This is a genomic window from SAR202 cluster bacterium, from assembly GCA_016872285.1.
In the GTDB taxonomy this organism is placed as follows: domain Bacteria; phylum Chloroflexota; class Dehalococcoidia; order Lucifugimonadales.
Map to the genome: position 1 here is coordinate 49745 of VGZZ01000003.1, position 25518 is coordinate 75262.

General features: G+C 60.6%; 32 protein-coding genes. 20 read left to right on the plus strand and 12 right to left on the minus strand.

Going from position 1 to position 25518, the window contains the following annotated elements:
- Positions 1-68: 68 nt before the first annotated feature.
- From FJ320_01745 to FJ320_01760, 4 genes are read left to right on the plus strand one after another with little or no spacing between them, the layout of a single operon-like run.
- The gene (locus tag FJ320_01745) at positions 69-1562 is read left to right on the plus strand and encodes an aldehyde dehydrogenase family protein (GenBank protein MBM3924704.1); all 1494 of its coding nucleotides are present in this window, start codon (positions 69-71) and stop codon (positions 1560-1562) included.
- Between the two features lie 2 nt (positions 1563-1564).
- Positions 1565-1831: a hypothetical protein gene (locus FJ320_01750; protein ID MBM3924705.1), complete on the plus strand. Its 267-nt coding sequence runs from the start codon at positions 1565-1567 to the stop codon at positions 1829-1831.
- A gap of 1 nt (position 1832) precedes the next feature.
- Positions 1833-2129 (plus strand): hypothetical protein, encoded by a 297-nt coding sequence (locus tag FJ320_01755; protein MBM3924706.1) that lies wholly within the window; start codon positions 1833-1835, stop codon positions 2127-2129.
- Position 2130: 1 nt separating this feature from the next.
- The gene (locus FJ320_01760; GenBank protein ID MBM3924707.1) at positions 2131-3354 is read left to right on the plus strand and encodes an FAD-dependent oxidoreductase; all 1224 of its coding nucleotides are present in this window, start codon (positions 2131-2133) and stop codon (positions 3352-3354) included.
- Here FJ320_01760 and FJ320_01765 read toward each other — a convergent pair.
- The gene (locus FJ320_01765) at positions 3351-3563 is read right to left on the minus strand and encodes a hypothetical protein (GenBank protein ID MBM3924708.1); all 213 of its coding nucleotides are present in this window, start codon (positions 3561-3563) and stop codon (positions 3351-3353) included. The two genes, FJ320_01760 and FJ320_01765, sit on opposite strands and share 4 nt — an antisense overlap.
- Before the next feature lie 133 nt (positions 3564-3696).
- On the opposite strand from FJ320_01765, the gene FJ320_01770 reads away from it, so the two are divergent.
- Complete coding sequence (locus tag FJ320_01770; protein ID MBM3924709.1) at positions 3697-4095, plus strand: nuclear transport factor 2 family protein; 399 nt, start codon at positions 3697-3699, stop codon at positions 4093-4095.
- Between the two features lie 346 nt (positions 4096-4441).
- Here the strand turns inward: FJ320_01770 and FJ320_01775 are convergent, their stop codons facing one another.
- Genes FJ320_01775 through FJ320_01785 form a run of 3 tightly spaced genes read right to left on the minus strand, consistent with a single transcriptional unit; the run spans position 4442 to position 6197 of the window.
- On the minus strand, positions 4442-4714 hold the full coding sequence (locus FJ320_01775; GenBank protein ID MBM3924710.1) for a TMEM165/GDT1 family protein: 273 nt from the start codon (positions 4712-4714) through the stop codon (positions 4442-4444).
- A gap of 29 nt (positions 4715-4743) precedes the next feature.
- The gene (locus FJ320_01780) at positions 4744-5097 is read right to left on the minus strand and encodes a DUF167 domain-containing protein (protein ID MBM3924711.1); all 354 of its coding nucleotides are present in this window, start codon (positions 5095-5097) and stop codon (positions 4744-4746) included.
- Positions 5034-6197 carry an FAD-binding oxidoreductase gene (locus tag FJ320_01785; protein MBM3924712.1) on the minus strand — a complete coding sequence of 388 codons (1164 nt, stop codon included), beginning with the start codon at positions 6195-6197 and terminating at the stop codon, positions 5034-5036. The genes FJ320_01780 and FJ320_01785 overlap by 64 nt, the downstream gene beginning before the upstream one ends.
- Positions 6198-6326: 129 nt before the next feature.
- Between FJ320_01785 and FJ320_01790 the strand changes: the two genes are divergently transcribed.
- Positions 6327-7442 (plus strand): beta-lactamase family protein, encoded by a 1116-nt coding sequence (locus FJ320_01790; GenBank protein MBM3924713.1) that lies wholly within the window; start codon positions 6327-6329, stop codon positions 7440-7442.
- A gap of 1 nt (position 7443) precedes the next feature.
- Here FJ320_01790 and FJ320_01795 read toward each other — a convergent pair whose 3' ends face one another.
- The 3 genes from FJ320_01795 to FJ320_01805 are packed head-to-tail and all read right to left on the minus strand — an operon-like array spanning position 7444 to position 9266.
- The gene (locus FJ320_01795; GenBank protein ID MBM3924714.1) at positions 7444-8214 is read right to left on the minus strand and encodes an SDR family oxidoreductase; all 771 of its coding nucleotides are present in this window, start codon (positions 8212-8214) and stop codon (positions 7444-7446) included.
- Between the two features lie 29 nt (positions 8215-8243).
- Positions 8244-8480, minus strand: coding sequence for a hypothetical protein (locus FJ320_01800; protein MBM3924715.1), 237 nt, complete (start codon positions 8478-8480; stop codon positions 8244-8246).
- Positions 8481-8495: 15 nt separating this feature from the next.
- The gene (locus FJ320_01805; GenBank protein MBM3924716.1) at positions 8496-9266 is read right to left on the minus strand and encodes an SDR family oxidoreductase; all 771 of its coding nucleotides are present in this window, start codon (positions 9264-9266) and stop codon (positions 8496-8498) included.
- 331 nt (positions 9267-9597) lie between these two features.
- Here FJ320_01805 and FJ320_01810 point away from each other — a divergent pair, with 331 nt between their 5' ends.
- From FJ320_01810 to FJ320_01825, 4 genes are all read left to right on the plus strand, one after another.
- Positions 9598-10314 (plus strand): phosphoadenylyl-sulfate reductase, encoded by a 717-nt coding sequence (locus tag FJ320_01810; protein ID MBM3924717.1) that lies wholly within the window; start codon positions 9598-9600, stop codon positions 10312-10314.
- Positions 10315-10362: 48 nt separating this feature from the next.
- Positions 10363-10890, plus strand: coding sequence for a CinA family protein (locus FJ320_01815; protein ID MBM3924718.1), 528 nt, complete (start codon positions 10363-10365; stop codon positions 10888-10890).
- Between the two features lie 285 nt (positions 10891-11175).
- Positions 11176-11778, plus strand: coding sequence for a hypothetical protein (locus FJ320_01820; GenBank protein ID MBM3924719.1), 603 nt, complete (start codon positions 11176-11178; stop codon positions 11776-11778).
- A complete protein-coding gene (locus tag FJ320_01825) occupies positions 11736-12272 on the plus strand; it encodes a DUF1905 domain-containing protein (GenBank protein MBM3924720.1) in 537 nt (178 codons plus the stop codon). The genes FJ320_01820 and FJ320_01825 overlap by 43 nt, the downstream gene beginning before the upstream one ends.
- Here FJ320_01825 and queG read toward each other — a convergent pair.
- Positions 12269-13387, minus strand: a complete 1119-nt coding sequence (gene queG, locus FJ320_01830) for a tRNA epoxyqueuosine(34) reductase QueG (protein MBM3924721.1) — start codon at positions 13385-13387, stop codon at positions 12269-12271. The genes FJ320_01825 and queG overlap by 4 nt on opposite strands.
- A gap of 45 nt (positions 13388-13432) precedes the next feature.
- The gene (locus tag FJ320_01835; GenBank protein MBM3924722.1) at positions 13433-13831 is read right to left on the minus strand and encodes a DUF2203 family protein; all 399 of its coding nucleotides are present in this window, start codon (positions 13829-13831) and stop codon (positions 13433-13435) included.
- A 371-nt stretch (positions 13832-14202) separates the two neighbouring features.
- On the opposite strand from FJ320_01835, the gene FJ320_01840 reads away from it, so the two are divergent.
- The 9 genes from FJ320_01840 (at position 14203) to FJ320_01880 (ending at position 20688) form a co-directional block, all read left to right on the plus strand.
- Complete coding sequence (locus FJ320_01840) at positions 14203-14538, plus strand: hypothetical protein (protein ID MBM3924723.1); 336 nt, start codon at positions 14203-14205, stop codon at positions 14536-14538.
- A gap of 73 nt (positions 14539-14611) precedes the next feature.
- Complete coding sequence (locus tag FJ320_01845; protein MBM3924724.1) at positions 14612-15436, plus strand: sulfite exporter TauE/SafE family protein; 825 nt, start codon at positions 14612-14614, stop codon at positions 15434-15436.
- 72 nt (positions 15437-15508) lie between these two features.
- Complete coding sequence (gene gcvT, locus FJ320_01850) at positions 15509-16606, plus strand: glycine cleavage system aminomethyltransferase GcvT (GenBank protein ID MBM3924725.1); 1098 nt, start codon at positions 15509-15511, stop codon at positions 16604-16606.
- Positions 16603-16998 carry a glycine cleavage system protein GcvH gene (gcvH, locus tag FJ320_01855; protein MBM3924726.1) on the plus strand — a complete coding sequence of 132 codons (396 nt, stop codon included), beginning with the start codon at positions 16603-16605 and terminating at the stop codon, positions 16996-16998. Before gcvT ends, gcvH begins: the two co-directional genes overlap by 4 nt.
- A gap of 71 nt (positions 16999-17069) precedes the next feature.
- Positions 17070-18335 (plus strand): aminomethyl-transferring glycine dehydrogenase subunit GcvPA, encoded by a 1266-nt coding sequence (locus FJ320_01860; GenBank protein ID MBM3924727.1) that lies wholly within the window; start codon positions 17070-17072, stop codon positions 18333-18335.
- Positions 18332-19819 carry a glycine dehydrogenase subunit 2 gene (locus FJ320_01865; protein MBM3924728.1) on the plus strand — a complete coding sequence of 496 codons (1488 nt, stop codon included), beginning with the start codon at positions 18332-18334 and terminating at the stop codon, positions 19817-19819. The genes FJ320_01860 and FJ320_01865 overlap by 4 nt, the downstream gene beginning before the upstream one ends.
- Positions 19803-20186 (plus strand): cupin domain-containing protein, encoded by a 384-nt coding sequence (locus FJ320_01870; GenBank protein MBM3924729.1) that lies wholly within the window; start codon positions 19803-19805, stop codon positions 20184-20186. The genes FJ320_01865 and FJ320_01870 overlap by 17 nt, the downstream gene beginning before the upstream one ends.
- Before the next feature lie 37 nt (positions 20187-20223).
- Positions 20224-20361, plus strand: coding sequence for a redoxin domain-containing protein (locus tag FJ320_01875; protein ID MBM3924730.1), 138 nt, complete (start codon positions 20224-20226; stop codon positions 20359-20361).
- 63 nt (positions 20362-20424) lie between these two features.
- A complete protein-coding gene (locus FJ320_01880) occupies positions 20425-20688 on the plus strand; it encodes a redoxin domain-containing protein (GenBank protein ID MBM3924731.1) in 264 nt (87 codons plus the stop codon).
- 52 nt (positions 20689-20740) lie between these two features.
- On the opposite strand, the gene FJ320_01885 is transcribed toward FJ320_01880, so the two are convergent.
- Positions 20741-21004 (minus strand): hypothetical protein, encoded by a 264-nt coding sequence (locus FJ320_01885; GenBank protein MBM3924732.1) that lies wholly within the window; start codon positions 21002-21004, stop codon positions 20741-20743.
- A gap of 216 nt (positions 21005-21220) precedes the next feature.
- Between FJ320_01885 and FJ320_01890 the strand changes: the two genes are divergently transcribed.
- Entirely contained in the window at positions 21221-22639 is a 1419-nt protein-coding gene (locus FJ320_01890; protein MBM3924733.1) for an ATP-grasp domain-containing protein, read from the plus strand.
- A 37-nt stretch (positions 22640-22676) separates the two neighbouring features.
- Here FJ320_01890 and FJ320_01895 read toward each other — a convergent pair whose 3' ends face one another.
- Positions 22677-22970, minus strand: a complete 294-nt coding sequence (locus tag FJ320_01895) for a hypothetical protein (GenBank protein ID MBM3924734.1) — start codon at positions 22968-22970, stop codon at positions 22677-22679.
- Between the two features lie 221 nt (positions 22971-23191).
- Positions 23192-25294, minus strand: a complete 2103-nt coding sequence (locus FJ320_01900) for a sodium-translocating pyrophosphatase (protein ID MBM3924735.1) — start codon at positions 25292-25294, stop codon at positions 23192-23194.
- Positions 25295-25518: the final 224 nt, after the last annotated feature.

A 25518-nucleotide genomic window follows, 5' to 3' on the forward strand; every position in this document is an offset into this window, starting at 1 on the left:
GGCAAGGCTTCTATTGCTCCTCCTACACCCCAATGCTACCCTTACTTCACACCGTCGGGAGGCGTCTTATGTCAGCGTCCAAGGTCCCCGTTTACCAGAACTACATCGGCGGCCGGTGGGCCAGTTCTACCTCAGGCCGGATCTATACCGTCACTAACCCCGCGCATAACGACCAGGTCCTGGGCGCCGTCCAGGCCTCCACCGTCGACGACGCCGAAAAGGCCGTCGATGCCGCCGCCAGCGCCCTCGCCGCCTGGGCCGCCACCCCCGCCCCTCAGCGAGGCGCAATCCTATACAAAGCCTTCGAACTGCTGCGCGAGCGCGCCGAGGACTTTGCCCACACCATTACCCTGGAAGAGGGCAAGCCTCTGTCCGACGCCCGCGGCGAGGTCAAGCGCGCCATGAACATCATCGAGTACGCCGCCGGCGAGGGGCGGCGCATGTTCGGCTACACCACGCCGTCGGAGCTGACCAACACACTGGCCTACACGGTGCGGCGGCCCTTGGGAGTCGTCGCTATTATCACGCCATGGAACTTCCCCTTAGCCATCCCTGCCTGGAAGATAGCCCCGGCCCTGGTCTGCGGCAACACAGTGGTCTTCAAGCCCGCATCGTCCGCGCCTCTGAGCGCCGTCAAGCTGGCGCAGTTATTCGAGGACGCCGGCCTGCCCAAGGGTGTGCTGAACCTGATCACCGGCCCGGGCGCGTCCGTAGGCGACTTCCTGGTCAACAGCCCTGAGGTCAAAGGTGTCTCCTTCACCGGCTCCACCGAGATTGGCGCACGCCTCTATTCCCAGGGCGCGGCCAAGCTGAAAAAAGTGCAGTGCGAGATGGGCGGCAAGAACGCCGTCATCGTCCTCGCCGACGCCGACCTGGACAAGACCGTCGGCGGCGTGGTGCAGGCCGCTTTCGGCTCCACGGGCCAGCGATGCACCGCCACCAGCCGCGTCATTCTGGAAGAACCCATCTACAACGCCTTTATGGACGACCTGCTGAATCGCACCGCCAAGCTGAAAATCGGCGACGGCATGGAGCAAGGCGTGGACGTGGCGCCCGTTGCCAGCGAGTCGCAGTTCAACAAGATCATGGAGTACATCGGCATCGGGGCGGAGGAAGGCGCGCGGCTGGCTTACGGCGGCAAGGCCCTGACGGGCAAGGCCTACAAAGGCGGCTACTACATCCAACCCACCATCTTCACCGATGTAAAGCCTGACATGCGCATCGCCCAGGAGGAGATCTTCGGCCCCGTCCTCACAGTCTTCAAGGCCAAAGACCTGGACGAAGCTATCCACATCTGCAACAGCGTCCAGTTCGGCCTCTCGTCCTCCATCTACTGCAGCGATTTGACCAGGGCCTTCAAGTACGTTGACCAGGTGGACGCCGGCATGGTGCACATCAACTCGCCCACCCTGGGCGGCGAGGTCCATTTGCCCTTCGGCGGCACCAAGGCCAGCGGTGTCGGCGCGCGGGAGCAGGGCACCGAGGCCGTGAACTTCTTCAGCGAGGTCATCACGGTGTACGTGGACTACGCCGGCCGCCGCCCCCAGGCCAAGTTTATCTAATCATGACCTCTGACATCCTCTCCGCCGCCAGCAACGCCGCCCAGCAGGTCATCGAAGCTCACCCCGACACCGTCCAGGCGTGGGCCGATAACCAGCCCGGGGCCTGGGGCAAGCTGGCAGGCCTTGCTGTCGCCGACTGCCGGCGTCGGCTTAATCGCCCCCTCACTGACGACGAGCGGCGCCTGGTCTGGCACATGCTATGGACCCGCCTCGTGATGCTCAAATCGTCGCATCGGGAGCGCTCGCCTTCCAAGCAGGAACAACCCTAAGATGTGGCGCGTCGCCGTCAACGTCGAGGAGAACGAGGTCTTTAAAGGCAGTCAAATCCTCGCCGACCTGCGCACTGTGGCCGAGACACTGTTCTATCCCCTAAAGCAGGTAGGGTTCTGGGAGGAACACAGCGGCCTACACCTCTGTCCCTTTGAGGCCCGTCGAAAGCCCTGCCCGCACAAGTTACCCAAAGAAGACCCCGCCAGGATCGATTACGCCGCCACCGCTCAGCGCGACATGAGCGCGCGGTTGGAGGTCAGCTTCCCCCACGCCGGCGTGCTCTTGTATATGCGTTAGTATGAAATCCAACGACTTTTTTGCCACATCATACCCTCCATCGATACGCCGCAGTGTTGCGGTAGTGGGCGGTGGGGTGATGGGCCTTTGGACAGCCCTGGCTATCACAAGACAGAGCCAGGGCAGGACCAAGGTCCGTCTCTTCGAGGCGCGACAGGTGGGACACGCCGGCGCCGCTTCCGCCGACGTCACCCGCGTCTTCCGCCACCTCCACGGCCCAGATGAGCAGACCATCCGATGGACGCTTGAGGCCGGGCGAGGCTGGGAGTACCTCGGTAATGCTGCCAACCAGCACCTCCTCCATCGCACCGGCGTCCTCTTCCTTCGCCACCGAGAGCGCCCCGGCGACACACCCAGCCTCCACGCCCAGCCCTTCACCACTACCCGAGAGTGGATGGAGGCCTCAGTAGAGGCTCTAGAAGCCCTCGACATACCGTACAAGCGCCTGGACAAAAAAGATTTAGCCCGCGCCTATCCCCAGTTTCGAAGCGCAGACATAGAAGAAGCGGTTCTCGATACCCGCGCTGGGTTTCTTGAAGCCGCCGAGTCGCTTAAAGCGCTGCTGGCGCTGTGTAAACAAGCTGGCGTGGAATGCCACGAGGCCGAGCGGGTTAAAGCTGTCCGTAGTAATAATGAGGGCTGCGCAATTGAGGTTGACGGCGGTCGCGGCTACACGGCCCAGGCAGTCGTTATCACCGCCAACGGCTGGACCGCCGACCTCCTCCCCGTGCCATCCAACATCCTCACTATTACCGAGCAGCCCTTGGTTTATCTTTCGCCGCCCTCCAACTTCTCACCCTTCGCGGAAGGTCGGTTGCCAGTTTTCATATCGCTGAACACGGACTGTTACGGCTTTCCCATCCACCAGGACGTCATTAAAGTCGCCGACGACCGCCCTCTACGCACTCTTACCCACCCAGACCAGCGCCAGCCGGCATCGGATAAATACGTTCAGTCGGTGCTGGAAAGGGTGGCTGGCTTTGTGCCGGACCTTAAGAACACATCGGTGGCCCGCACCCACGTCTGCTTCTATGACCGCTCCCGCGACGGCCAGTTCATCCTCGACGCCTGGGACACCGACAGCCGCATTGTCTTCGGCTGTGGTTTTAGCGGGCGGGGCTTTAAGTTTGCGCCGGTAGTGGGGGAGCGACTGGGCCGATTCGCCGTCACGGGCGAGAGGCCGGAGGACCTGGCCCCCTTCCAATTGGGACGCTTCGAGGCCTAGCGGACAGGGTTCTTCTTACTGTCGTCGGCGGGCTGATGCTTCTTGATCAACTCAATGATTCGCGGGTCTATGTCCTTAACGCTGCGCCCGCTGTCCACGCTGGCGATGCCTAGATGGGCCTGGCGGTTCAGGTATTCCCACTCTGACGATTTGTAAAACTTCTGCCGCAGTTCCAGGAACAACGCATCAATCTCTTTTCTTGTGAACATAGCGCCTCGCGAATCCGATAAGATAATTGCCGCTAAGTTAGACTCCTACCTATGAGCCTGTCAAGTGAACACCAGCTTTGCCGCTATACAATCTTCCCATATACTCTCCTCACCCATCCACCGAGGCTCGCCTATGACCACTCCCTTCAGCGACGCCAAAGCCGTCCTCGAAGCCAACCAGGCCTTCTATAAAGCCTTCGAAAGCCTGGACATCCAGCGCATGGAGGGCGTATGGCTCCATAGCGATGAAATTCGGTGTGTCCATCCTGGCTGGGCGCTGCTGTCGGGTTGGGACGAGGTTATGCAAAGCTGGGCCCGCATTTTCGAGAACAGCGCCTTGATGCAGTTACGCATCTCTGACGCCGACGTGCAGGTCTCCGCCGATCTGGCCTGGGTAGTCTGTACAGAGAACATCACCAGCGTCGTTGGCAGCAACGTATCCCAGTTCCAGGTCCAGGCCACCAACGTTTTCGCCCGCCGCAAGGGCCAATGGCGCATAATGCACCACCACGGCTCGCCGATCGGGGGTTGACGCGGCCCTTAAACAGTGCAGGCGGGCTAGTTTACCTCGCCCTAGTAGCCTTTGTCATAGATATGTAGGCCTATGATCACAACCACAGCCATGATAATGAGAAATATTTCCATCAACCAAAAGTCGCCGAAGCTCCAATTCGCGAGGGTTAATACTGCATTTATAGCGGTGAGGAAAGCTAGTAAAAATAAAAACTCAATTGTGATAACCCGTAGCCCGGATAGCCTCTTTTCTGGCCAAAAACGATCCACCACTGCCCAAAATCGATTCAACAGCCATTCCAATATACGCCAAGTCATCGTTTTGGCACTTTGTATATTGGGCAGGGATTGTAGCACCAGAACCTCTAAAACTTCCCAAACAGCATCAGCACCCCTATCCCAATAAACGCCACCGCCGCCGCCTTAGACACCCACTCGATGGGTACGAATCGAGTAACCACTCCTCCTAACACCACACCCAGCAGCGTCACCATCGCCAGCGCCAGCGCCGCCCCTATGAATATGGTTATCGGTTTGTTGGAGTTAGCCGTCAGGGTTATCACCGCCAACTGGGTCTTGTCCCCCAGTTCGGCGACGAATAGCAGTCCGAAGGTGCTCGCCAGCAGTTTCCACTCCATACTTCGCCTCGAAAGTAAATAATTGTGGCTTAGTTTCCAGTCCTAGCCGCCGTCATGAGCCGGACCTCCGCCTGCCCCTGAGACAACCCCTCGACACGCAGCGTCTTCTCTCGCGACCCCTCGCCCCCTATCAGCGACACCTTCGACCGCCGCACCCCCAATAGCTGCGCCATCATCTCCACCACCGCCTCGTTGGCCCTGCCCTCCAGCGGCGGCTCCGAGACCTTGAGCCTCAGCACTCCTGCCTCGTAACCCACCACTCCCGGCTTCTTGGCCCCGGGCTGCACCCGCACTCGGACGACGGAGTAGGGTGTCGCCGTCACGCCAGGACGCTGTATCGGTATCGAGAGCGCATCAGGTCGCCTTCTTTGAATCGGTTCCATCGCAGAGGCCGCAGGTCGAAGGTTGTAGCCCTGCCATTAGTCATAAGCTCTGCCATAGACATCCCAACCATGGGCGACAGCTTGAACCCGTGGCCGCTGAACCCCGCCGCCATATACAGCCCATCGACGCCCGGCGCCGAGTCCATCACCGGGTGCCAGTCCGGCGTCACGTCGAACAGCCCCGACCAGCCCCCTCGAAAATACCCCTCGGCCATGGCCGGCATTCGACGCACCAGTTTGGTTATCGCCTCCTCCACCGTGGCCTGGTCAACGCCTTGCTCGTAGTGGTTAACCTCCGCCTCCCCCTCGCCGATGCCGATAAGGGTCAAGTCCTCAGCGTCGGGACGAAAGGAGAACTCCTGAGCGATGTCACCGACGGTGGGGTGCTGCGGCAGAAGCCCCTGGGGTCGCCGCACCATGACCACCTGGTGTCGAGTAGTAGTGATGGGCAGTTCCAGGCCCAGCGGCTGCAGCAGTCGAGGCGTCCACGGCCCCGCCGCTACCAGCACCCGCGGCGTCGATATAAAGCCTTTAGGCGTCTCGACACCCGTGACCTTGCCGCCAGCGGTGATGACGCTGGTCGCGCCCGCCCGCATATATACCTCGGCGCCCATCTCGCGAGCGCGGTGGGCGAAGCCTGTCGCGGTCAGATACGGGTCCGCGTAACCCGATTGCGGCTCGTAGGCGATGGCGCCGGCGTCGGAGACCTCCAGCATTGGCGCCAGGTCCTTCACTTCATGATGGGATACCAGCCGCGTGTCGATACCCAGGTCCTGCTGCATCGCCACGTTCTGCTTAAGAGGCGTCACGTCCTCCGGCTTCACGATGGCGAAATAGCCCGTCCGCACATAGCCCGCGGACTGTCCAACAATTTCTTGAAAATTCTGAAAGACATCCAGGCTCTTCCACGCCATGCCGGCGGTGATAGGGTTGGAGTAGTGCATCCGCAGGATGGCCTGGGAGCGGCCGCTGCCTCCAGACGCTAGCACGTCCTGCTCCAGCAACGCCACGTCTCGCATGCCCAGGGTGGCCAGGTAATACAGAGCGCTGCACCCGGTCACACCCCCGCCGATAATTACAGCTTCCGCGGTCTTACGCATTTCAACCGCCGTCGAGTGATGGCCCCATTATAGTCGGCGGGCGAAGGGGTACAACTGCCTGGTTGACCCGCCTCCATCCCATCGCTAATATCTTCTTCGTTCACACTATACCCCCGCGAGGAGGACTCCATGGCTACCCAGGCGCCCGCCGCTCACAAGCTCGACCCCAAGAAGCTGGACAAGGTCAAGACCCTTTTCCAGAAGCAGCTAGACCAGGGCCTTCACCCCGGCGCGGCCATGGCCGTCTATCACAACGGCAAGCCCGTCCTCGACCTCTACGGCGGCGTCGCCAACAAGGAGTCGAAGCAGCCCGTCACCAAGGACACCCTCTTCGTCACCTATTCCTGCTCCAAAGCCCTGGCCGCCTTCTGCTGGCTGGTCATGTGGGAGCGAGGCCAGATCGAGCTGAACCGTCCCATCGCCGAGGTATGGCCGGAGTTCGGCAAGAACGGCAAGGAGAAGATTACCTATCGACAGGTCCTCACCCACACCGGCGGCTTTCCCGACACCCCCACCGAACTGACCTACGACAAGATGGTCAAGTGGGACGCCGCCGTCAAAGCCATGGAGAACGCCAAGCCCAAGTACCAGCCCGGTCAGGTCATCGCGTACCACTCCATAAACTTCGGCTTCGTGATCGGTGAAATTATCCGCCGCGTCGATGGCCGCACCATCAGCCAGTTCCTGAAGGACGAAGTCACCGGCCCCCTGGGCATCAAAGACATCCATATCGGCCTGCCGGCCAAGGACGAGAAGCGCGTCGCCAAAGCCTACTCCATGCCCGGCTTCGAGCGCCCCGAGGCCGTGGACTTCTACAACACCCCCGCCTGCCACCAGGCCGCCATCCCCGCCGCCAACGGCATCGCCACCGCGCGGGACCTGGGCCGCTTCTACGGTATGCTCTCCATGGGCGGCACCCTGGACGGGGCGGATATCATTCGATCCGGCGCCATCAAGGGCGCGATTATGAAGCAGGTGGAAGGCACCGACATCAACGACCAGCGGCGGCAGGTCAAGCTGGGCCTGGGCTTCGCCCTCGACGCAGCGCCCATGGGGAAACCCGCCAACGCCGGCAAGAACCGGCCCGCCGTCTTTGGACACGGCGGCATGGGCAGCTGCATCGCCTTCGCCGACCTTGAAACGCGGCTGGCTGTGGCCATTCTCACCAGCGGCATCCAGCCCGAGCCCAAGAACACCCAACGCCTCTCCGCTCTGTCCCAGGCTGTCTGGGACGCGCTGGGGTAGGCTACACCTGCCTCCCGCCCGCCATCGAGCCGCCGTCGGCCAGGATAGTCTCGCCGCTGATAAAGGACGAAGCGTCGGAGGCCAGGAAAAGTATAACTTCCGCCATCTCTTCCGGCTGGCCGATGCGCCCCATGGGGTGATTGGCCGCGCCGCGAGCCAACGCCTCGGCGCTCTGGCTGCTGCCCCGGGCCTGGGGCGTGTCGATTAACCCCGGCGCGACGGCGTTGACGCGAATCCCCCTGGGTGTGCACTGGCTGGCGGCCACCTTGGTCAGGTGCATCACTGCCGCCTTGCTTATCGAGTAGGCGATGGACCGAGTCTGGCCCTGGTAACCTGTAATCGACGCGATGTTCACAATCGACCCGCTGCCCTGCTTCAGCATCTGCCGCACTGTGGACTGGGTGCAGAAAAACAACCCCTTGAGGTTGGTGTCCATGATCTGGTCCCAGTCTCGCTCGTCCACGTCCTCTATCTCGGGCGTCAGCACCAGCACGCCCGCCGCATTGACCAGCGCATCGATCCGACCAAACTTCTTGACTGTCGCCGACACCATGGCGCTGATTTGGTCGAGTTTGGACACGTCCGCCGCCACGCCATAGACGCTGCGGCTGATTTTTCGGCCTTCCGCCACGGTCTCGTCGATGCCTCGACGGTTGCGGTCAGCCACCATTACCTTGGCGCCCTCGCGCAAAAATAGCATGACCGTGGCTTTGCCGATACCCGAGGCCCCGCCGGTGATAAGGGCTACCTTGCCTTTAAGCCTGTCGCCCATGCCCGCCCCCTTTCTCGCTGGCGCGGGAATTAACCTATCGCCTTCTTGATAATGCCCTCGAACCGCTTCTTCTCCTTAGCGTAATTCTTCGGCTCCACAGGCACCGGCAGTTTTTCCAATTCGGACGCCAGCACGCCCTTCATGACCTTGGACTCCTTAGCGTTCAGCTTCCACATGGCCGACACGTCCTCAGGGCTCCACATGGCCGTCTGTCGGAAGCCATAGTCCTCGATGGCCTTGTTCGCTATCTCGGTTAGTTTGTTCATTTTAGTTCTCCCTTATTACCTGCGGCCATAGCCGGCCCGCGCGCCGCCGTCCGCTATGTAGGTTGTGCCCGCTACGTAGGAAGCCTCGTCGGAGGCCAGGAACAGGATAACGTTGGCAATCTCTTCCGGCTGGCCGATGCGATGCATAGGGTGCCAGTTCTTCACGTTTCCAATTGCCTCGGCGCTCTGGGTGCTGCCCCGCGCCTGGGGCGTGTCCACCGACCCGGGCACTACGCAGTTGATTCGAATACCCTTGGAGGTGTACTGGCCCGCCGCCACGGAGGTTATGTGAATCACGCCCACCTTGCTAATGTTATACGGCAACGAGCGCGTCCACGCGTCCAACCCTGCTGAAGACGATATGTTGACTATGGCCCCGCCGCCGTTCTTTATCATCTCCGGTATGGCCGCCTTCATGCACAGGAAGACGCCCTTCAAGTTGATGTCGATGATTAAGTCCCAGTCCCGCTCCTCGATCTCCGCCAAGGGAGGGCACAACTGGAGGACCGCCGCCAGGTTCACCTGCACGTCGATCTTGCCGTACTTCTTTACCGTGGCGTCTACCATTTCCTTTACCTGGTCCCACTTAGACACGTCGACAACCACGGTGTCTACGGTTTTGGAATACTTCCCCGCCAGCTTGGCCGTCTCCTCCATCCCCGCGCGGTTGCGGTCGGCGATCATGACCTTGGCCCCTTCTTTGGCAAACAGCACCGACGTAGCCCTGCCCATGCCCGTCGCGCCGCCCACCACCAGGGCCACCTTACCCTTCAGCCTGTCACCCATAGCTGGACTCCTTTCATTGAACCCTCGAAGATTTTCAGTAAAGCGGCGCCATTATAGGGGCCGCCTTCTGAAGCCCGCAACCTGGGGCACCGAAGGGCTTGACACGCCAGCCTTATTGCATTTCAATAGTCGGAACGCTATGCGACTTGACGACGACCTCTTTCATTTGTGTATAAGCCCCACATAAGGGCCGTTTTGCTTTAACCAGCGTTTCGGACGCGCCCGCTCACTTTGTGTTGAGCGGGCTTTTTGTTTCCAGGGCAGCTTTTGCGTTGCGCCCTTTAAGTCGTGTCCCTTTGCCTTTATTAATTCCCAACAAGGAGTTTGTCTCATGCAGACCGATTTGACCCCCGAACAGATCCATGAACTAGTCGACGGCCTCCACTTCGCTCAAAAAGTGGACCGCTCCCTAAACCTCATCGCCGAGACCTATGAAAAGTACGGCGACCGCATGGTGGTAGCCAACAGCCTGGGCAAAGACTCCCTGGTCGTCTGGCACCTGGCCAAGCGCGTCAGCCCCAAAATTGGCGGCTTTGTTGTCACCACCCGATATAAACCCAAAGAGACCGTACAGTTCATGAACGACCTGGTGGCGCAGCATCCCGAGGTGCGGGTCTTTAAAAACGACACCCCTCAGCCCGACCGCCTCTACGCCTCCGACCCCGACCAGTGCTGCTACAACCTCAAGGTCCTGCCTACTCGCTGGGCCATTGAGCAGATGAACGTCGAATGCTGGGTTACCGGCCTGCGCTGCACCGAGGGCCGCACCCGCACCAACTTCCGCGAGATCGAAGAGCTAGACCCGGGCCTGGTCAAGCTCAACCCCATTCTTCTGTGGCATGAGCGCGAGGTGTGGCAGTACCTGGCGCTGCACCAGGTGAAGGTAAACCCGCTGTATGAGCTGGGCTATCGCTCGCTAGGCTGCGCCCCCTGCACCTCCATAGCCACCGGCCCCAACGAGCGCGCCGGTCGATGGATCGGCACCAGCAAGTGCGGCGGCGAGTGCGGCATCCATACCAAGCCGCTAAAGGTGGCGGCCAAGGCTTAACTTCCACAGCTAGTCATATAGGGCGTCCCGCCGCGGCGGGACGCCCTATTGCGTTGCCGCCGCGGCGGGTATATCTTCCAGCCCATGCCATCGGAACGCGACCTTCAAGACGCCGCCCAGCGTGTGGCCCGCCTGCTGACCCAGCAAGGCCTGACCATCGCCGTCGCCGAGGCTACGGGCTGCGGCCTCACGGGCTACCTGCTCACCAGCGTCCCGGGCAGCTCAAAATTCTTCCTTGGAGGCATCGCGCCATATTCTCGGCAGGCCAAGTTAAATGTCCTCAAGATGGACGCCGCTGCCCTGGACGAACATGGCTCCGTCAGTCGAGAATCGGCGCTGGATATGGCGCGGCGGGTGCGTGAAGTCTTTGGCACTGACATCGGCCTGGCGGAAACGGGCGTCGCAGGCCCTGGCGGCGGCACGGCGCAGAAGCCCGTGGGCCTCTGCTTTGTCGCCCTTTCTTCGAAAGATAGCAAAGACGACTGTCAGGCGCACAACTTTACTGGTGACCGGGGAGCGGTGCGACAGCAAACAGCACTGACAGCCCTAAAGATGACGGAAAGTTTTATCAATTGAAGAAATGTTAACAGCTACTATCCAGTTGCAACCAAACCTTTACCTGCTTCGTAGTAAGGGTGTAGAATCGGGTCATAGGGGTACAATGGACGCCTTTCAAAGCATCGGATGGATCCTCCTATACGTCTTCGTGATAGCATTGGTGCCCAGCGTTGTAGTGCTGTTGGCCACTTTTCTAACGGGCCTCGGCTTTTTCATACGCGACCTTAAGTATGACATCAGCAAGAAGCTCAAAAAGAAGGCCGCGGAGCCTTAGGGCGGTTAAGACCAATTTTGTCAGGAGATATGACTATGGTATCGGTGCGCCAGATCAAAATAGAGCCTCTGACCGACGAAGCCTTTTCCCCCTTCGGCCAGGTCTTGGGTAGAAAAAATACCACCCCCAACTTCGAGGCCCGCGGCGGCTCCACTCTCTCTTGGAAAGTCGACTACGAGTGTAAAGGCGTCACGGAAGTCCAGTATATGCGCGTCGACTTCCAGCCCGTCTGGAGCATCGATTTCGTCGAGCGGCATACTGAGGTCACCCAGAGCTTTATCCCGGTCAACGGCAGTCCCATGGTCTTCGTCGTCGCCCCAGCCACCGACATCAAGGACCCCGCCTCCGCCCCCGACCCCGACAAGTTCCGCGCCTTTTATATGGACGGAACCAAGGGCGTCATGCTCAACATCGGCACCTGGCACTCCCCCAACCGCCTCGCCGTCCGCCCGCCTGAGTGCGAGTTCATTATCCTCAGCTCCATTGAGACCACTGAGGAGCAAAAGCGCGTCCGGAAGCAAGGCGGCACCCACAAGCTTACCCATTTCATCAACTTCAAAGAGCGGTTCGGCATCACCTTCCTGCCCGTGTGGGAGACCTACCCCAGCCTGGCGCTGCCGGTCAAGAAGTAGTTTCTCTACTAAGACCACCATCGCCAGTGCAGACGTTTGAAGCCAGGCTGGAGTCCGACCACGACAGCGGCGCCTGGGCCGGCATCCGAGTCCCCTTCGACGCCGAGATGGTCTTAGGCAGCAAAGGGCGCATCTCTGTAACCGGCCTGATTAACAGCGTGCCTTACGAGTCCTCCATCTTTCCCATGGGCGACGGCACCCACTTCATGCACATCAACAAAACCCAGCAAAAGCAAGCGGGCGTGAGCGTGGGCGCCCTGATGACCGTTAGCATGGAGGCGGCTATCGCTAACAATGAGCTTGATGTCCCGTCGGATCTCCTGGACTTCCTCCGCGAGAACCCTCAGGCCCTTGCGGAGTTTGAAAAGCGTACCCATGCTTTTAAGAAAGAATATATTTCATGGATCGAATCGGCCAAGCAGCCGGAAACTCGACTGCGGCGTATTAAGCGGGCCGTGGCCAAGATTGCCGCAGGCCGTCGCATGTACGACTAGCCTTCCCCCACTCCCAGCGCCCTCCGAATCTCCTCCCTCACATCCTCATCGTCCTCCTCTCCCAGCCGGCCCTTCAGCTCCTCCTCCCCACCCAGCCTCCCCAGCGCCCACGCCGCATGTCCCCTGACGATGGGATGCTCATCACGCAGCGCCTTCGCCAGCGCCGGCACCGCTGACCCGTCGCCGCCGTTGTTGCCCAGGGCGACGCAGGCGTTGCGCTTCAGGCCCCACAGCTTTGCCCGCTTGATGGGGCTGTTGGCAAATCTCAGGCGGAACTCCTCCTCCGTCATTTCTAATAACTCGGTCAATTCCAGTGTCGTAAACCGCTTCTTCTGGAACGCTTTCTCTTTCGAGTATTCGGCCTTAACGTTCACCGGACAGACGTCCTGGCAGATGTCGCAGCCGAAGACCCAGTCGCCCATCAGCGGCCTGAGTTCCAGCGGTATGGGCCCTCGGTTTTCGATGGTCAGATGGGATATGCACCGTTTGTTGTCCAGGACGTAAGGCGCGACGATAGCCCCCGTGGGGCACGCGACGATGCAGCGCACGCACTCGCCGCAGGTCTTCTTCGACGGCGCATCCGGCTCCAATTCCAGGTCTGTTACTACCTGCCCCAAGAATATCCACGAGCCGTGGCTGGGGCTGAGGATGTTGGTGTTTTTGCCGAACCATCCTATGCCCGCCCGATGAGCTGCTGCCCTATCCAGCATAGGCCCGTCGTCCACATACCACCTCGCCCGCACCTCCCTGCCCAGCCGCCGTGACAGCCCCTCCACATAGGACTTCATGCGGGCCTTCATCACCTGATGGTAGTCGTCACCCCAGGCGTAACGCGCGACCCGTCCAGACGTTGTCTCGGCTTCAGGCCGCTCCGGCAGGTGGTAGCTGAGGCCCAGCGATATAATCGACTTCGCGCCAGGCAGCAACACTTGTGGGTCTGCGCCCCGGGACACCCGCGCCTCGGTAAACCAGGGCAGGCCGTCCATCAGGCCCCGCCGAATGCGCTCCAGCGTCACGGCCTTATGCTCGTCGAAGGCCTCCGCCGACGCCACGCCCACCAGGTCAAATCCCGCCTCACGGGCGTGCTTCTTGATCAATGCCTTTATGGAGTCCATACCACTAATCTACCAGCACTGGCGACGATTTATACAGCAGCGCGGCTAAAGGGGCTTTCGCGAGCTATAACCCTCGTTGGTGCCGTGCCACCAGTCGATACTTTTCTCGCCACGCACCCAGCATAGGAAAATCTCCCGCTGGCCGCTCATGGATGGGAAGTCCACCAGCCCCATCCTGATATCCCTGACAATGATTCCCCTGTCATTTATCTCCTCGACGACCTTGGCGGCCTGGCTCCTCAGCTCTTCTTCCTCCCGCCTGATCTCCGCCATCTCGGTGTCGATGTTGTGGTGGCCGTTTCCCCGAGTCTTGCGCTTCAGCAGCTCCGAATGTTCCTCAGTCTTCGACAGCTTCTCGATAATTGGGTCCATCTCATGGAACTTAGTTTCCAGCCAAGGTAGGGTCTGGCGGGCCTCTTCCAGGGAGAAAAGTCTTCTTCTCATAAATCAATCACTCTTCTTTATGGACGCATTTATACTTTACTCGCCCTCGCCGCGCAATGCTTCTGGTTGTAAGGCGCCGTGGCTATTGACGAAGGCGCCTTCTGGCGCATATCATCTAACGCAATGTTTTCTCGCTCAGAAGACGACCTGTTTCATCTCTGTACCCGCCTCTAGAGGGGCGGGCTCTCCAACTTTCGGAAGCAACCTTCGCCCCTTTCCGTTCGTCTCGGAAAGGGGCTTTTTGACGCCTACTTTTAGGGTTTAGCCAGCTTCCACCCTTCCTCTTAGTCCTAGCTCATTGCCTTCATAGCCCAACGCCCGTCCCTCTCTAACCTCGCTTCTTACTCAATACATGCATTTGAGGTATAGAAATGGGATGGATTCAAAGGTTTCTTAGAGAAAAAGCTGTTAGGCCGGAACGGCGCCGTGAGGGCCGCTACAGGGTATTCAGCAACGTGGAGGCTGCCGGCGTTCCCAACCCCTGGACCCGCCAGCTCCTACAGCTAGCCGACGGCAGGCCGGCCTCGGAAATCGCGGAGGCCGTTTCCAGAGAACACAGCGCTGCGGGGCCCCTGTCCTCGGAGCTGGGCGTTAACAGCCATTTGATGCGGCGCAGCGTTTACGAGTCCCTTCACAACATGGCAAGTCTTGGCCTGGTCCGCTTGGAGCCGATGGAGTCCACGGCGCAGCCCGTCCACTGTCGATAGGCTGAGTTGCTTCAGGGGCGCGCGTCGCCCTCGGTAAACATTCGTACTCTCCATCAATCCTTGAGGTGCTCCGATGGACTTATGGCTCTGGCTTCTTGTGGCCGCCGCTGGCGCGGCGGGGCAGTTTCTAGATGTTGTGGCAGGCATGGGCTTCGGCGCCCTCTCCAGCACCCTCCTGCTGGCGGGCGGCGTTTCGCCGGTGACGGTTGTAGCCACTATCAGCATCGCGAAAATCGGCAGCGGCCTTGTCTCGGGACTCTCTCACTGGCACGCCGGTAACGTACGAAGGGACTGGATATGGCCACTGCTGCTGCCGGCGGTGGTGGGCGCCGTGGCGGCGGCCCTGCTGGTCGCTTACGCTCCCAAGGGCGCCATTAGAATCACAGTCCCTTTCCTGCTGCTGCTCATGGGTCTGCTGATACTCCGACGCGCCTTGAGCAAAAATATCCAAGTCCCCGCCGTCGCAGGCGGCAGTCCTGACGCTCCCATACCCCTCTCAGCCCGTTTGCCGGTTCCCTTCGCCGTGCCGCGATTGCCCAAGACCCTCGGAGTGTCTGCTGTGGGGCTGGTTGGAGGAGTGATGAACGGCTTAAGCGGAGCCTTTGGCCCCTTCACCACTTCGTCCCTGCTCCTGATAAAAAAGGGCCACCCACGCTATGTCGTCGGCACGGTGAACTTCGTGGAGTTCTTCGTCGCCCTGGCCGTCGCTTTCACTTTGCTCCCCCAGATGTCTAAAATCGACATCGTCCTGCCTGCCGCCCTGGTAGTCGGGGCGCTGATAACCAGCCCCTTGGGCGCTCGTCTCGCCAAGAGGCTGGACGCACGGTTTTTAGCCCTGCTCATCGCCCTCACGCTGGTAGGCCTAAACCTGTGGAGCATTGCTGTCGCCCTGACCTAGACGCCGGCCCTCGGCTTGACAGCCCCATCCGTCACTCCCTACCATCCCTTCATCCCTTTTAAAGAGAGTCCCATGTCCACTCAGACCCTCCAACGCACCGCCCTCTACCAAACTCACGTGGGCCTCAAAGCGCGAATGGTGCCCTTCGCCGGCTGGGAGATGCCGGTGCAATACGGCAGCATTCTGGAGGAGGCCAGGGCCGTCCGCACCAAAGGCGGCCTCTTTGACGTTTCCCACATGGGCCGCGTCTACATCTCCGGCCCTCATGCCACCGACCTCCTGGACTGGATACAGACCGGCAGCATCGGCAGCCTTAAGGAGACCCGCGCCCGCTACTCCCTGGTCTGCGACGAGAAGGGCGGCATCATCGACGACACCGTGACCTACCGCCTCGCCCCGGACCGCTATCTGCTAGTCTGCAACGCCTCCAACCGTCCCGCCGTCCTGGCCTGGGTTGACCGATGGCGTAAGCAGAAGTTCTCTCAGACCACCATCGACGACGTTACCACCAAAACCGTCATGATCGCCGTCCAGGGGCCGGCCACCGCCGCCCTCATGGACACCCTCAGCCCCGACAAGCCCTCAGCCATGCGCTACTTTTCCGGCGCCGACGCCAGGGTCAACGGCAAGAAGGCCTACATCGGCCGCACCGGCTACACTGGCGAGGACGGCTACGAGGTCATTGTGGACGCCGCCGACGGCCCCGGCCTGTGGAAAACCCTCATGGACAAAGGCATGGCCGCCTGCGGCCTCGGCTCCCGCGACGTCCTCCGCCTGGAGGCCGCCCTCCCCCTCCACGGCAACGACATCGACCTCACTACCACACCTCTCGAAGCTGGCCTGGAACGCTTCGTAAAGCTGGACAAGGAGTTCGTCGGCGCGGGCATCCTTCGGCAGCAGCAAGCCCAGGGCGTCAAACGAAAGCTGGTGGGCCTCTTCCCGGAAGGCCCTCAAATCCCACGCCACAACTATTTGGTCAAAGTTAATGGAAAAGACGCGGGGCACATCACCAGCGGCGGTTACTCCCCTACCCTTGACAGGAATATAGCTATGGGCTATGTTTCCCACGAATTTTCAGCCCCCGGCAGCAAGATTCAGATAGATATACGGGGACGCCTCTCCGATGCCACTGTCACTCCTCTACCTTTCTACACAAGGAAAAAAGACTGATGAATCCTTCCGACCGCAAGTATTCAAAAGAGCATGAATGGGCTAAGACCGACGCCAAGGGCCTGGTTGTCGTGGGCATCACCCACTTCGCCCAGGACCAGCTCGGCGACATAGTTTACATCGACCTGCCCAAGGTCGGCGCCAAGATCGAGCAGTTCAAGAAGCTGGGCGAGGTCGAGTCTGTCAAGGCCGTGTCGGATATCTACACCCCCGTCGGCGGCGAGGTGGTGGAGGTCAACAAGGCCGTGTCGGAAAAGCCCGAGACCGTCAACCAGGACCCCTTTGAAAAGGGCTGGCTGGTCAAAATCAAGGCCGCCAACGCCAACGCCGACTTGCAGAAGCTCATGACCGCCGCCCAGTATGATACCTTTTTAAAGACCGAGGCCCACTAATCTTGGCACAGCACAATTCTCACCCCTTCCAGTCCCACTATATCCCCAACACACCCAAAGACCGGCAGGAGATGCTCCGCGCCGTCGGCGTCTCCAGCGTCCAGGACCTCTTCGCAGACATACCCAAAGAGCACCGCAACCCGCCTTTGGACATTCCCGCGCCCATGTCTGAGCTTGAGCTAAAGGCTGAAATGTCTGCCTTGGGCCGTCTCAACAAAGATATCCAGTCCAACGTCTGCTTCCTGGGCGCCGGCGCTTACAACCACTTCACCCCTAGCATCGTCAAGCCCCTCATTACTCGAGGCGAGTTCCTCACCTCCTACACCCCCTACCAGGCGGAGGTGAGCCAGGGCACCCTCCAGGTGGCCTACGAGTTCCAGACCATGATTTGCAGCCTCATGGGCATGGAAGTAGCCAACGACGGCATGTACGAAGGCGCCTCCAGCCTGGCGGAGGCCGCCCTCATGGCCTGCCGCGTCACTGACAGAGGCGATATCTATATCCTCGACACCGTGAACCCTTCATATCGCGAGGTTGTCGAGACCTACGCCCTGCCCCAGGGCTTGAACGTCAAGACCGTCTCGACCAGCAACATCAAACTTCCCGACACCGCGGCCTGCCTACTCACCCAGTACCCCAATTTCTACGGGTACATGGAAGACCTGGCGGCCTACAAGCGCCTTACCCAGGAAAAGGGCGCGCTGCTGGTCGTCTCCGCCGACCCTGTGGCCGCCGGCATGTTCAAGTCCCCCGGCGACCTGGGCGCGGACATTGTCACCGCTGAGGGGCAAAGCCTGGGCGTGCCCCTCAGCTACGGCGGCCCCTACGTGGGCATCTTCGCCACGCGGCAGCAGTACATACGCCAGATGCCGGGACGCATTGTCGGCAAGACGGTGGACGCCGAGGGCAAGACGGGCTACGTTCTCACCCTACAGACCCGCGAGCAGCACATCCGCCGCGAGCGCGCCACCAGCAACATTTGCACCAGCCAGTTTCTCCTGGCCCTGGCCACTACCATCACCATGGCTGCGCTGGGTAAACAGGGCCTGCGGCAGGTAGCCGAGCTTTGCTACCAAAAGTCCCACTACGCGGCATCAAAGATTAGCCACATTAAGGGCTATTCCCTGCCCATAAAGGGCGTTTTCTTCAAAGAGTTCGTGGTGCAGTGCCCCCAGCCGCCCGCCAAAATCAACCAGCGCTTGCTGGAAAAGGGCATCATCGGCGGGCTGGATATCAGCCGGCAGGTCCCCAACAGAATGCTCCTCTGCGTCACTGAAATGAACAGCCGCCAGGAGATAGACGCCCTGGCCGCCACCCTATCGGAGTTCAGCAAATGACCTCTCTAATCGAACACCGCCGCAAGCTTCTCATGGAGCGCAGCTCCCCAGGCCGCGTGGGCGCCGTCCTTCCCCACTCCGACGTCCCGCCCCAGGAGCTGCCCCACGCGTCGATGCTCAGGTCGGAAGTCGACCTGCCGGAGATCTCCGAGCCCGAGGTAGTGCGATACTTCACCACCCTCAGCCAGCTCAACTTCTCCATTGACACCAACTTCTACCCCCTGGGCAGCTGCACCATGAAGTACAACCCCAAAATCAACGACGAGATGGCCTTCTCGGCGGGCTTTGGAGCCATCCACCCCAACCAGCCCGATGACCAGATCCAGGGCGCCCTTAAGCTGATGTTTCGATTGCAAAACTACCTGGTGGAAGTGTCTGGCATGAACGCCGCCAGCCTGGCTCCCCTGGCCGGCGCTCAGGGCGAGTTATCCGGCGTTCTTATGATGCGCAAGTACCATCAGGAGCACAGCAGCGGTAAGCGCCTCAAGATGCTCATTCCCGACAGCGCCCACGGCACCAACCCCGCCTCCGCCGCCATGGCCGGTTTCGACGTCGTCTCCATACCCACTGACCGCGACGGCAACACCGACCTGGCCGCCCTCAAAAAAGAGGCCACCAGCGACCTCGCGGGCATGATGATCACCCTCCCCAGCACCCTCGGTCTCTTCGACCGCAACATTGCCCAGATATGCAACATCATCCACAACGCCGGCGGCCTGGTCTATGCCGACGGCGCCAACATGAACGCCCTCCTAGGTCAGGTGAAGCTCGGCCAGCTGGGCTTCGATGTCATGCACATCAACCTTCACAAGACCTTCAGCACCCCCCACGGCGGCGGCGGCCCTGGCGCGGGACCTGTGTGCGTAAAGTCCATCCTCCGGCCCTACCTCCCCGCACCCATCGTCGAGCAGCACGCCGTCGGCGGCAAGGAGCATTACCAGCTTATACGCCCGTCCAAGAGCATCGGAAAAGTCGCGGCTTTCCACGGCAACTTCGGCGTCCTAGTCCGCGCCTACACCTACATACGCACCCTGGGCAACGCCGGCCTCAAGCAGGCCAGCGAGAACGCCGTCCTCAACGCCAACTACATCCTCGCCAACCTCCGCGACTACTACCACCTGCCCTTTGACCGCCCGTGCATGCACGAGGTTATCCTGTCGGCGGTGAAGCAGAAGGAGGAAAAGGGCGTTAAGGCCCTGGACGTCTCCAAGCGTCTCCTCGACTACGGCATCCACGCCCCCACCATGTATTTCCCCCTGACCGTCGAGGAAGACCTGCTTATCGAGCCGACTGAGACCGAAAGCAAAGAGACGCTAGACCGGTTTATCGAGGTTATGCGGACGATAGCCAAGGAAACCAGCGACGACCCCGATATGGTGAAGCACGCGCCGCACACCACGCCGGTGCGGCGGCTGGACGAGGCCCGCGCCGCCCGCCAGCCCGATCTGCGATGGCGCAGGCCCGAGCATGTCGGTAGTAGATAATCGAAGCGCCAGGGAGCTGCCCTGGCGCCCCAACTACCGCGTCTTCGCCGTCGCCGGCATGGACGACGGCCGCGACGCCACCCTCCACTACAGCCTCATTGACCCCGGCGCCGGCGCGCCCCTCCACACCCATGACGTCGACGAATTTATCTGCGTCATCGAAGGCCGCCTAAACGGCCGCATCGGCGACGAGAAGAAAGTCGTTGAGGCCAACCAGACTATGGTCATACCCAAGGGCGTGCCCCACGGCTTCAACGGCGCCGGCCCCGGCGCCGCCCGCACCCTGGCCTTCTTTCCCTGCCCCGACGGCCAGCAGAAGACTAAGTACCTGGAAGGCGGCCCGCCAGAGATTTACAAGAAGAAGTAGCCCCACGTCCCTAGTCATCAAAAAGGAGGAACCCCGTATGCCCGCAGAAGTCGGCAAACCCGCTCCAGACTTCACCCTCACCAACCAGTCAGGGGAGAAAGTCTCTCTTAGCCAGTTCAAAGGCCAGAAAAATGTAGTCCTCTCCTTCCACGTCTTCGACTTCACAGGTGGTTGAACTAACCAGGTCTCCTCGTTCAACCAGGCTAACGCCAAGTTCGAGGAGAAAGGCGCCCAGGTCTTGGGCGTAAGCTGCGACAGCCACAACTCCCACCGCGCCTGGTCCAACGCGCTGGGCAATATTCGATACCCCATGCTGTCGGACTTCCATCCCCACGGCGCTATGGTCAAGGCCTATGGCCTGTTCAACGAAAGCAACGGCGCCCCCAAACGCTCCGTCATCATCGTAGATAAGCAGGGCGTCGTGCGGTTCCGCCAGGAGTACGCTCCGGGCACCCAGCCCAACCCCACGGACATCCTGGCCGAGCTCGACAAGATCAAGTAACCGCGTTTTGTAAATAGACGAGAAAAGGGCTCCGATAGATCGGAGCCCTTTTCTATTTACCTAAATCATATCCTATAGCCCTCAGGGCCTCGGCGTAAGATACAAAACCTTCAAAGGCCATAAGCGTTATCGGCAGGTAGTAGTTATCGACTAAAAGGTCTGCCTCGTCCTTGGCCGGCCCCGCCGCGTAGACTCTAGTCCCGGCCTGACCCCGGCCATTGGACACCACAATGTGCTGATCGCCCTTGTACGGGGCCGCCAGCCAGAACTTCGCGTCGTGTTTATCTATGCTGAGGACCATCTTGGCTGCGGGCATGGTCTGCCTCTCTTAGAGCCTCGCCATGAAAAGGAACATTTGTCGCGCGGCATATAGAATACCAATCCAGCCGCTGGTCTTCATTGATTAACCAGGACATTTTGTGTGTAATTTCTCTCCAAGGACGCCCCGGTAATATAACGCGGCTCCTGATATATAATATTTCTTCGTGATGAGAGACCATTCCGTCTCAAAAATCTGGCAGGACCCGTCTTTGTGTTCTCCAAAGTCCTGATAGCCAATCGCGGCGAAGTCGCGCGGCGCATCGCCCGCACGTGCCGGCGGCTGGGCGTCTCCACCGTAGCCGTCTACTCCGGCGCCGACGCCGGCCACCCCCACTCCCGTGACGCCGACGAGTCGTATCGCCTTAAGTCGGCCTCCTCGTCCCAGAGCTACCTGAATATACCGGCGCTGCTGGACGTCGCCCAGCGCAGCGGCGCCGAAGCTGTGCACCCGGGTTATGGGTTTCTCTCGGAAAGCCCGGAGTTCGCCGAGGCCTGCCGGAAGGTTGGACTGGTCTTCATCGGCCCGCCGCCGGAGGTCATGCGGCGCGTGTCGAACAAGGTCCAGGCCCGCCTGGAGGCCGTCCGGGCCGGCGTCAACACCATCACCGCCACCCAGAGCTTCGACGACCCTCGAAAAGCCATGGAGATGGCTGAGCATGTGGGCTTCCCCCTGATTATCAAGGTCACCAGCGGCGGCGGGGGCTACGGCATGCGGGTAGTGCGCACCCCCGACAACCTGTTGTCCGCCTTCGACCAGAGCCTGCGCACTGCCACAGGACTCTACGGCAAAGCCTCCGTCCACATGGAAAGATACATCCATCCGGCAGCCCACGTGGAGGTTCAAATTTTTGGCGACGGCCATGGATCTGTCCTGCACCTCAACGAGCGCGACTGCTCGGTGCAGCGACGGCACCAAAAAGTCATCGAAGAGGCCCCGTCGCCCAGGCTGGACAGCGCCCTGAAGCATCGCATCGTCAGCGACGCCGTGAGCCTTATGCGGCATGTCGGCTATGTAAACGCGGGAACGGTGGAATTCCTAGTGGACCCCCAGGGCCGGCACTATTTCATGGAAGTCAACTGCCGCCTTCAGGTGGAGCACCCTATAACCGAGGAGATAACCGGCGTTGATCTGGTGGAAATGCAACTCCGCGCAGCCGCCGGCGAGCCTCTGAAGCTGTCCCAAGACCAGGTGACGCCGCGGTGCCATGCCATCGAGGCGCGGGTGTTCGCCGAGGACCCCTACCTAGGCACCCTATCGGTTGGCGAGGTCACGGATGTCTCCGAGCCCGCCGGCGAAGGGCTGCGTCTGGAAAGCGCCGTATTCTCGGGCTACAAGGTTACGCCAAGCTACGACCCCCTGGTAGCCAAGCTCATTGCCAAGGGTGGCACGCGTCAACAAGCCATTCAAAGGCTTGTTCAGGGCCTGGAGTCCTTCCGAATAGGGGGAATCCAGACCAACATACCTCTACTGCTGGCCGTGCTGAAGCATCCCGAGTTTTTATCGGGCGGCTACACGTTGGACTTCCTGGAGGCTGTCATGGATGACCGCCTGAAGGAGCGTAAGGACCGGGCCAAGGCCGCCGCCGTGGCCGTAACCTTTGCCCTGGAGGAGCGAGGCCTACGACTCTAGAAGACCAGGCTTAGCCTAATACAGGCCAGCCCCCACATTAAACGCGCGCTGTTTTGTAGAGCTGGTACACAGTGTTGGAGGTTGGCGTTTTGGGCGCTTCAGGGTGGCGTTCCAGATAGTCTTCCCACCACCAGAAGCTCATCATATCCCCATCGCACTTGTCGTACTGGCACCGAACGGCGGCCTGGCTGCCCGTTCCCTTGCGGAACTGCTTTTCAAAGTCCGAAAGAAACACGAAGGTTGACTCTAATCGACCGCGGGCTTCTCTGGGCTCCCGGCTGAGCGACACCTCGAAGCAGCGCTGGCAGCGAAGACACCAGACCCATTTCACACAGTTCATATTCTGATTTAGCCCCGCCTATGCAACTTTAAGCTCCTAATAGGAGACTCCAATTGGCTGGCAAAGTTCAAGGACTATGAGGCATTAGTATAGGCCACTTTTAATCGCCTGGCAGCGCAAGAAATTATGGGCGGCTTCTTGGTCTAGGGTCGCGGGAAAAGCCAAGGGCCCTCTAATTGTTGGAGGGCCCTTGGCTGCTTTTGAAGAATCGTCTATACGAACAGCGGCGCCATCACCAAAGTGACGGTGGCTAGGAGCTTCACCAGCACGTGGAGGGAAGGCCCGGCCGTATCCTTCAAAGGATCGCCGACCGTATCTCCCGCGACGGCGGCCTTATGGGCGTCGCTGCCCTTGCCCATGACCTCATCGCCTTCCTTCAGGTTGCCGGCCTCGATGTACTTCTTGGCGTTGTCCCAGGAGCCGCCGGCGTTGTTAAAGACCGTCGCCAGAATTATCCCGCCGATGGTGCCGGCCATTAAGAATCCTGCCGCGCCCTCAGCCCTAAAGATCAGGCCCACGACAATGGGCGCGCCCACCGCCAGCAGCCCCGGGACTACCATCTGCCTTAAGGCCGCTATGGTGGTTATATCCACGCAGCGGGCAAAGTCGGGACGCTCAGTGCCGGCCATGATGCCCGGCCGTTCCCGGAACTGGCGGCGCACTTCTTCGATGATAGAGCTGGCCGCTCTTCCGACAGCTTTTATGGCCAGGGAGCTGAACAGGAAGACCAGCATCACACCCAATAGGGCGGCGATGAAAACCTCCACCTCGGCCAGGTTGACCGACTCTATGACCTCACCAGCCTTAGCGACCTCGTCGAGGAAGGCCTGAAATAGGAGGAAGGCCGCCAGGGCCGCGGACCCCATGGCGTAGCCTTTAGTCAGCGCCTTGGTGGTGTTGCCGGCCGTGTCCAGCCGGTCCGTAATCTCCCGCGTCTTCTCTGACGAGCCTGACATCTGAGTGATGCCGCCGGCGTTGTCCGTTATGGGGCCAAAGGTGTCCATGGCCAGCACATAGGCCGCGCTCATCAGCATAGCCATGGTGGCTACGGCCGTGCCGTAGACTCCGCCGTGGTCTACGCCGCTCTCCTCTCCCAGCCAGTAGGCCGAGAAGAGGCCGATGCCGATGACCACTGCCGTGCTGAATGTGGTCTCCAGGCCTACGGCGATGCCCGATATGAAGTTGGTGGCGGGGCCGGTCTTGGAGGACTCGGCGATGTCCTTAACCGGACGCCAGCTTCCCGCCGTGTAGTACTGAGTTATGTAGATGAACGCAATGCTGACCGCGATGCCCACCATACCCGACGCGAAGAACCACAGCCATTCGTCCAGCATGACGTACGTAACCAGCGCTAGAAAGCCCGCCGAGAGCAAGGCCACCACATAGTAGCCGCGGTTTAAGGCGGCCATGGGATCCTCGTTCTCCTTGGGCCGGACGAACATAACGCCGGCTATGCAGGCGATAAGCCCGAAGGCCCGCACCACCAGCGGGAACAGTATCCACTCCTCGTTCCCGGTGGCGAGGAAGACCGCCACACCTAAAATCATCGCGCCGATGTTTTCGGCTGCGGTGGACTCGAAGAGGTCGGCGCCGCGGCCCGCGCAGTCGCCCACGTTGTCGCCCACCAGGTCCGCCACCACGGCGGCATTTCGGGGGTCGTCCTCGGGAATCCCAGCCTCCACCTTCCCCACCAGGTCGGAGCCTACATCGGCGGCCTTGGTGTAGATGCCGCCGCCAAGCTGCGCGAACAGGGCCACGAAGCTGGCCCCGAAGCCAAAGCCCACGATTAAGAAGGGCGTCTGCTCAGGCTTGTCCGCGCCCCCGTAGATGTAGTAAATCGCCGCCACGCCGATGAGGCTCAGCGCCACCACCAGGAACCCCGACACCGCCCCGCCCCGCAGGGCCACCGTCAGGGCCTCGCTGAAGCTGCGCTGCGCCGCCGAGGCTGTCCGCAGGTTGGCCTTGACTGATATATACATGCCAATGAAACCCGCCAGGCCTGAACACAGCGCGCCAACTATAAACGCGACGCCTGTCAGCAGGCCAAGCTCGAACTGGCTGACGTCGGCGCTCTCGGCGGATACCTCCCCCAGAAGGCCGACCACCACGGCAATGATTAAGCTCATCGCCAGCGCCAAGAGGCCTATGGTGCGGTACTGGCGCTTGAGGAAGGCCATGGCCCCCTCGAAAATCATCCCGGCCACCTCCTGCATGGCAGGCGTGCCGGTATCTCGGCGCAGCACGTCTTTGGCCAGCCATATCGAGAAGAGGACGGCCAGGGCGCTGGCGCCTGGAACTACCCAGATTAGGTCCATGATTTAACGCACCTTCTAAAGCAGGTTTCCCTTCCAAGGGCCCTATGCGATTAAAATAGGCTGCGGCAAAGAATACTATCGGTAAGTACGAAATTCGTCAATGCAGTCAGGTGATGCCGCGCGCCGATTGTAGCAGCCTTTGCCCGGCCTCGGCGGGCGAGCGAAATCGCAGTTGACACCCTTAACCTCCCTTCCTAGACTTGCCTCCATCGCAACGTATTCAA

Bases quoted from the DNA above. Each gene is read 5' to 3' on its own strand.
- FJ320_01820 (MBM3924719.1), top strand. From the start codon at position 11,176: ATGACTATGGTATCGGTGCGCCAGATCAAAATAGAGCCTCTGACCGAC.
- queG (MBM3924721.1), bottom strand. From the start codon at position 13,387: ATGGACTCCATAAAGGCATTGATCAAGAAGCACGCCCGTGAGGCGGGA.
- FJ320_01795 (MBM3924714.1), bottom strand. From the start codon at position 8,214: ATGGGCGACAGGCTTAAAGGCAAGGTAGCCCTTATCACCGGCGGGGCC.
- FJ320_01885 (MBM3924732.1), bottom strand. From the start codon at position 21,004: ATGCCCGCAGCCAAGATGGTCCTCAGCATAGATAAACACGACGCGAAG.
- FJ320_01835 (MBM3924722.1), bottom strand. From the start codon at position 13,831: ATGAGAAGAAGACTTTTCTCCCTGGAAGAGGCCCGCCAGACCCTACCT.
- FJ320_01900 (MBM3924735.1), bottom strand. From the start codon at position 25,294: ATGGACCTAATCTGGGTAGTTCCAGGCGCCAGCGCCCTGGCCGTCCTC.
- FJ320_01845 (MBM3924724.1), top strand. From the start codon at position 14,612: ATGGACTTATGGCTCTGGCTTCTTGTGGCCGCCGCTGGCGCGGCGGGG.
- FJ320_01870 (MBM3924729.1), top strand. From the start codon at position 19,803: ATGTCGGTAGTAGATAATCGAAGCGCCAGGGAGCTGCCCTGGCGCCCC.
- FJ320_01755 (MBM3924706.1), top strand. From the start codon at position 1,833: ATGTGGCGCGTCGCCGTCAACGTCGAGGAGAACGAGGTCTTTAAAGGC.
- FJ320_01770 (MBM3924709.1), top strand. From the start codon at position 3,697: ATGACCACTCCCTTCAGCGACGCCAAAGCCGTCCTCGAAGCCAACCAG.
- FJ320_01745 (MBM3924704.1), top strand. From the start codon at position 69: ATGTCAGCGTCCAAGGTCCCCGTTTACCAGAACTACATCGGCGGCCGG.
- gcvT (MBM3924725.1), top strand. From the start codon at position 15,509: ATGTCCACTCAGACCCTCCAACGCACCGCCCTCTACCAAACTCACGTG.
- FJ320_01840 (MBM3924723.1), top strand. From the start codon at position 14,203: ATGGGATGGATTCAAAGGTTTCTTAGAGAAAAAGCTGTTAGGCCGGAA.
- FJ320_01875 (MBM3924730.1), top strand. From the start codon at position 20,224: ATGCCCGCAGAAGTCGGCAAACCCGCTCCAGACTTCACCCTCACCAAC.
- FJ320_01765 (MBM3924708.1), bottom strand. From the start codon at position 3,563: ATGTTCACAAGAAAAGAGATTGATGCGTTGTTCCTGGAACTGCGGCAG.
- FJ320_01775 (MBM3924710.1), bottom strand. From the start codon at position 4,714: ATGGAGTGGAAACTGCTGGCGAGCACCTTCGGACTGCTATTCGTCGCC.
- FJ320_01780 (MBM3924711.1), bottom strand. From the start codon at position 5,097: ATGGAACCGATTCAAAGAAGGCGACCTGATGCGCTCTCGATACCGATA.
- FJ320_01805 (MBM3924716.1), bottom strand. From the start codon at position 9,266: ATGGGTGACAGGCTGAAGGGTAAGGTGGCCCTGGTGGTGGGCGGCGCG.
- FJ320_01750 (MBM3924705.1), top strand. From the start codon at position 1,565: ATGACCTCTGACATCCTCTCCGCCGCCAGCAACGCCGCCCAGCAGGTC.
- FJ320_01810 (MBM3924717.1), top strand. From the start codon at position 9,598: ATGCAGACCGATTTGACCCCCGAACAGATCCATGAACTAGTCGACGGC.
- FJ320_01760 (MBM3924707.1), top strand. From the start codon at position 2,131: ATGAAATCCAACGACTTTTTTGCCACATCATACCCTCCATCGATACGC.
- FJ320_01865 (MBM3924728.1), top strand. From the start codon at position 18,332: ATGACCTCTCTAATCGAACACCGCCGCAAGCTTCTCATGGAGCGCAGC.
- FJ320_01860 (MBM3924727.1), top strand. From the start codon at position 17,070: ATGCTCCGCGCCGTCGGCGTCTCCAGCGTCCAGGACCTCTTCGCAGAC.
- FJ320_01790 (MBM3924713.1), top strand. From the start codon at position 6,327: ATGGCTACCCAGGCGCCCGCCGCTCACAAGCTCGACCCCAAGAAGCTG.
- FJ320_01800 (MBM3924715.1), bottom strand. From the start codon at position 8,480: ATGAACAAACTAACCGAGATAGCGAACAAGGCCATCGAGGACTATGGC.
- FJ320_01785 (MBM3924712.1), bottom strand. From the start codon at position 6,197: ATGCGTAAGACCGCGGAAGCTGTAATTATCGGCGGGGGTGTGACCGGG.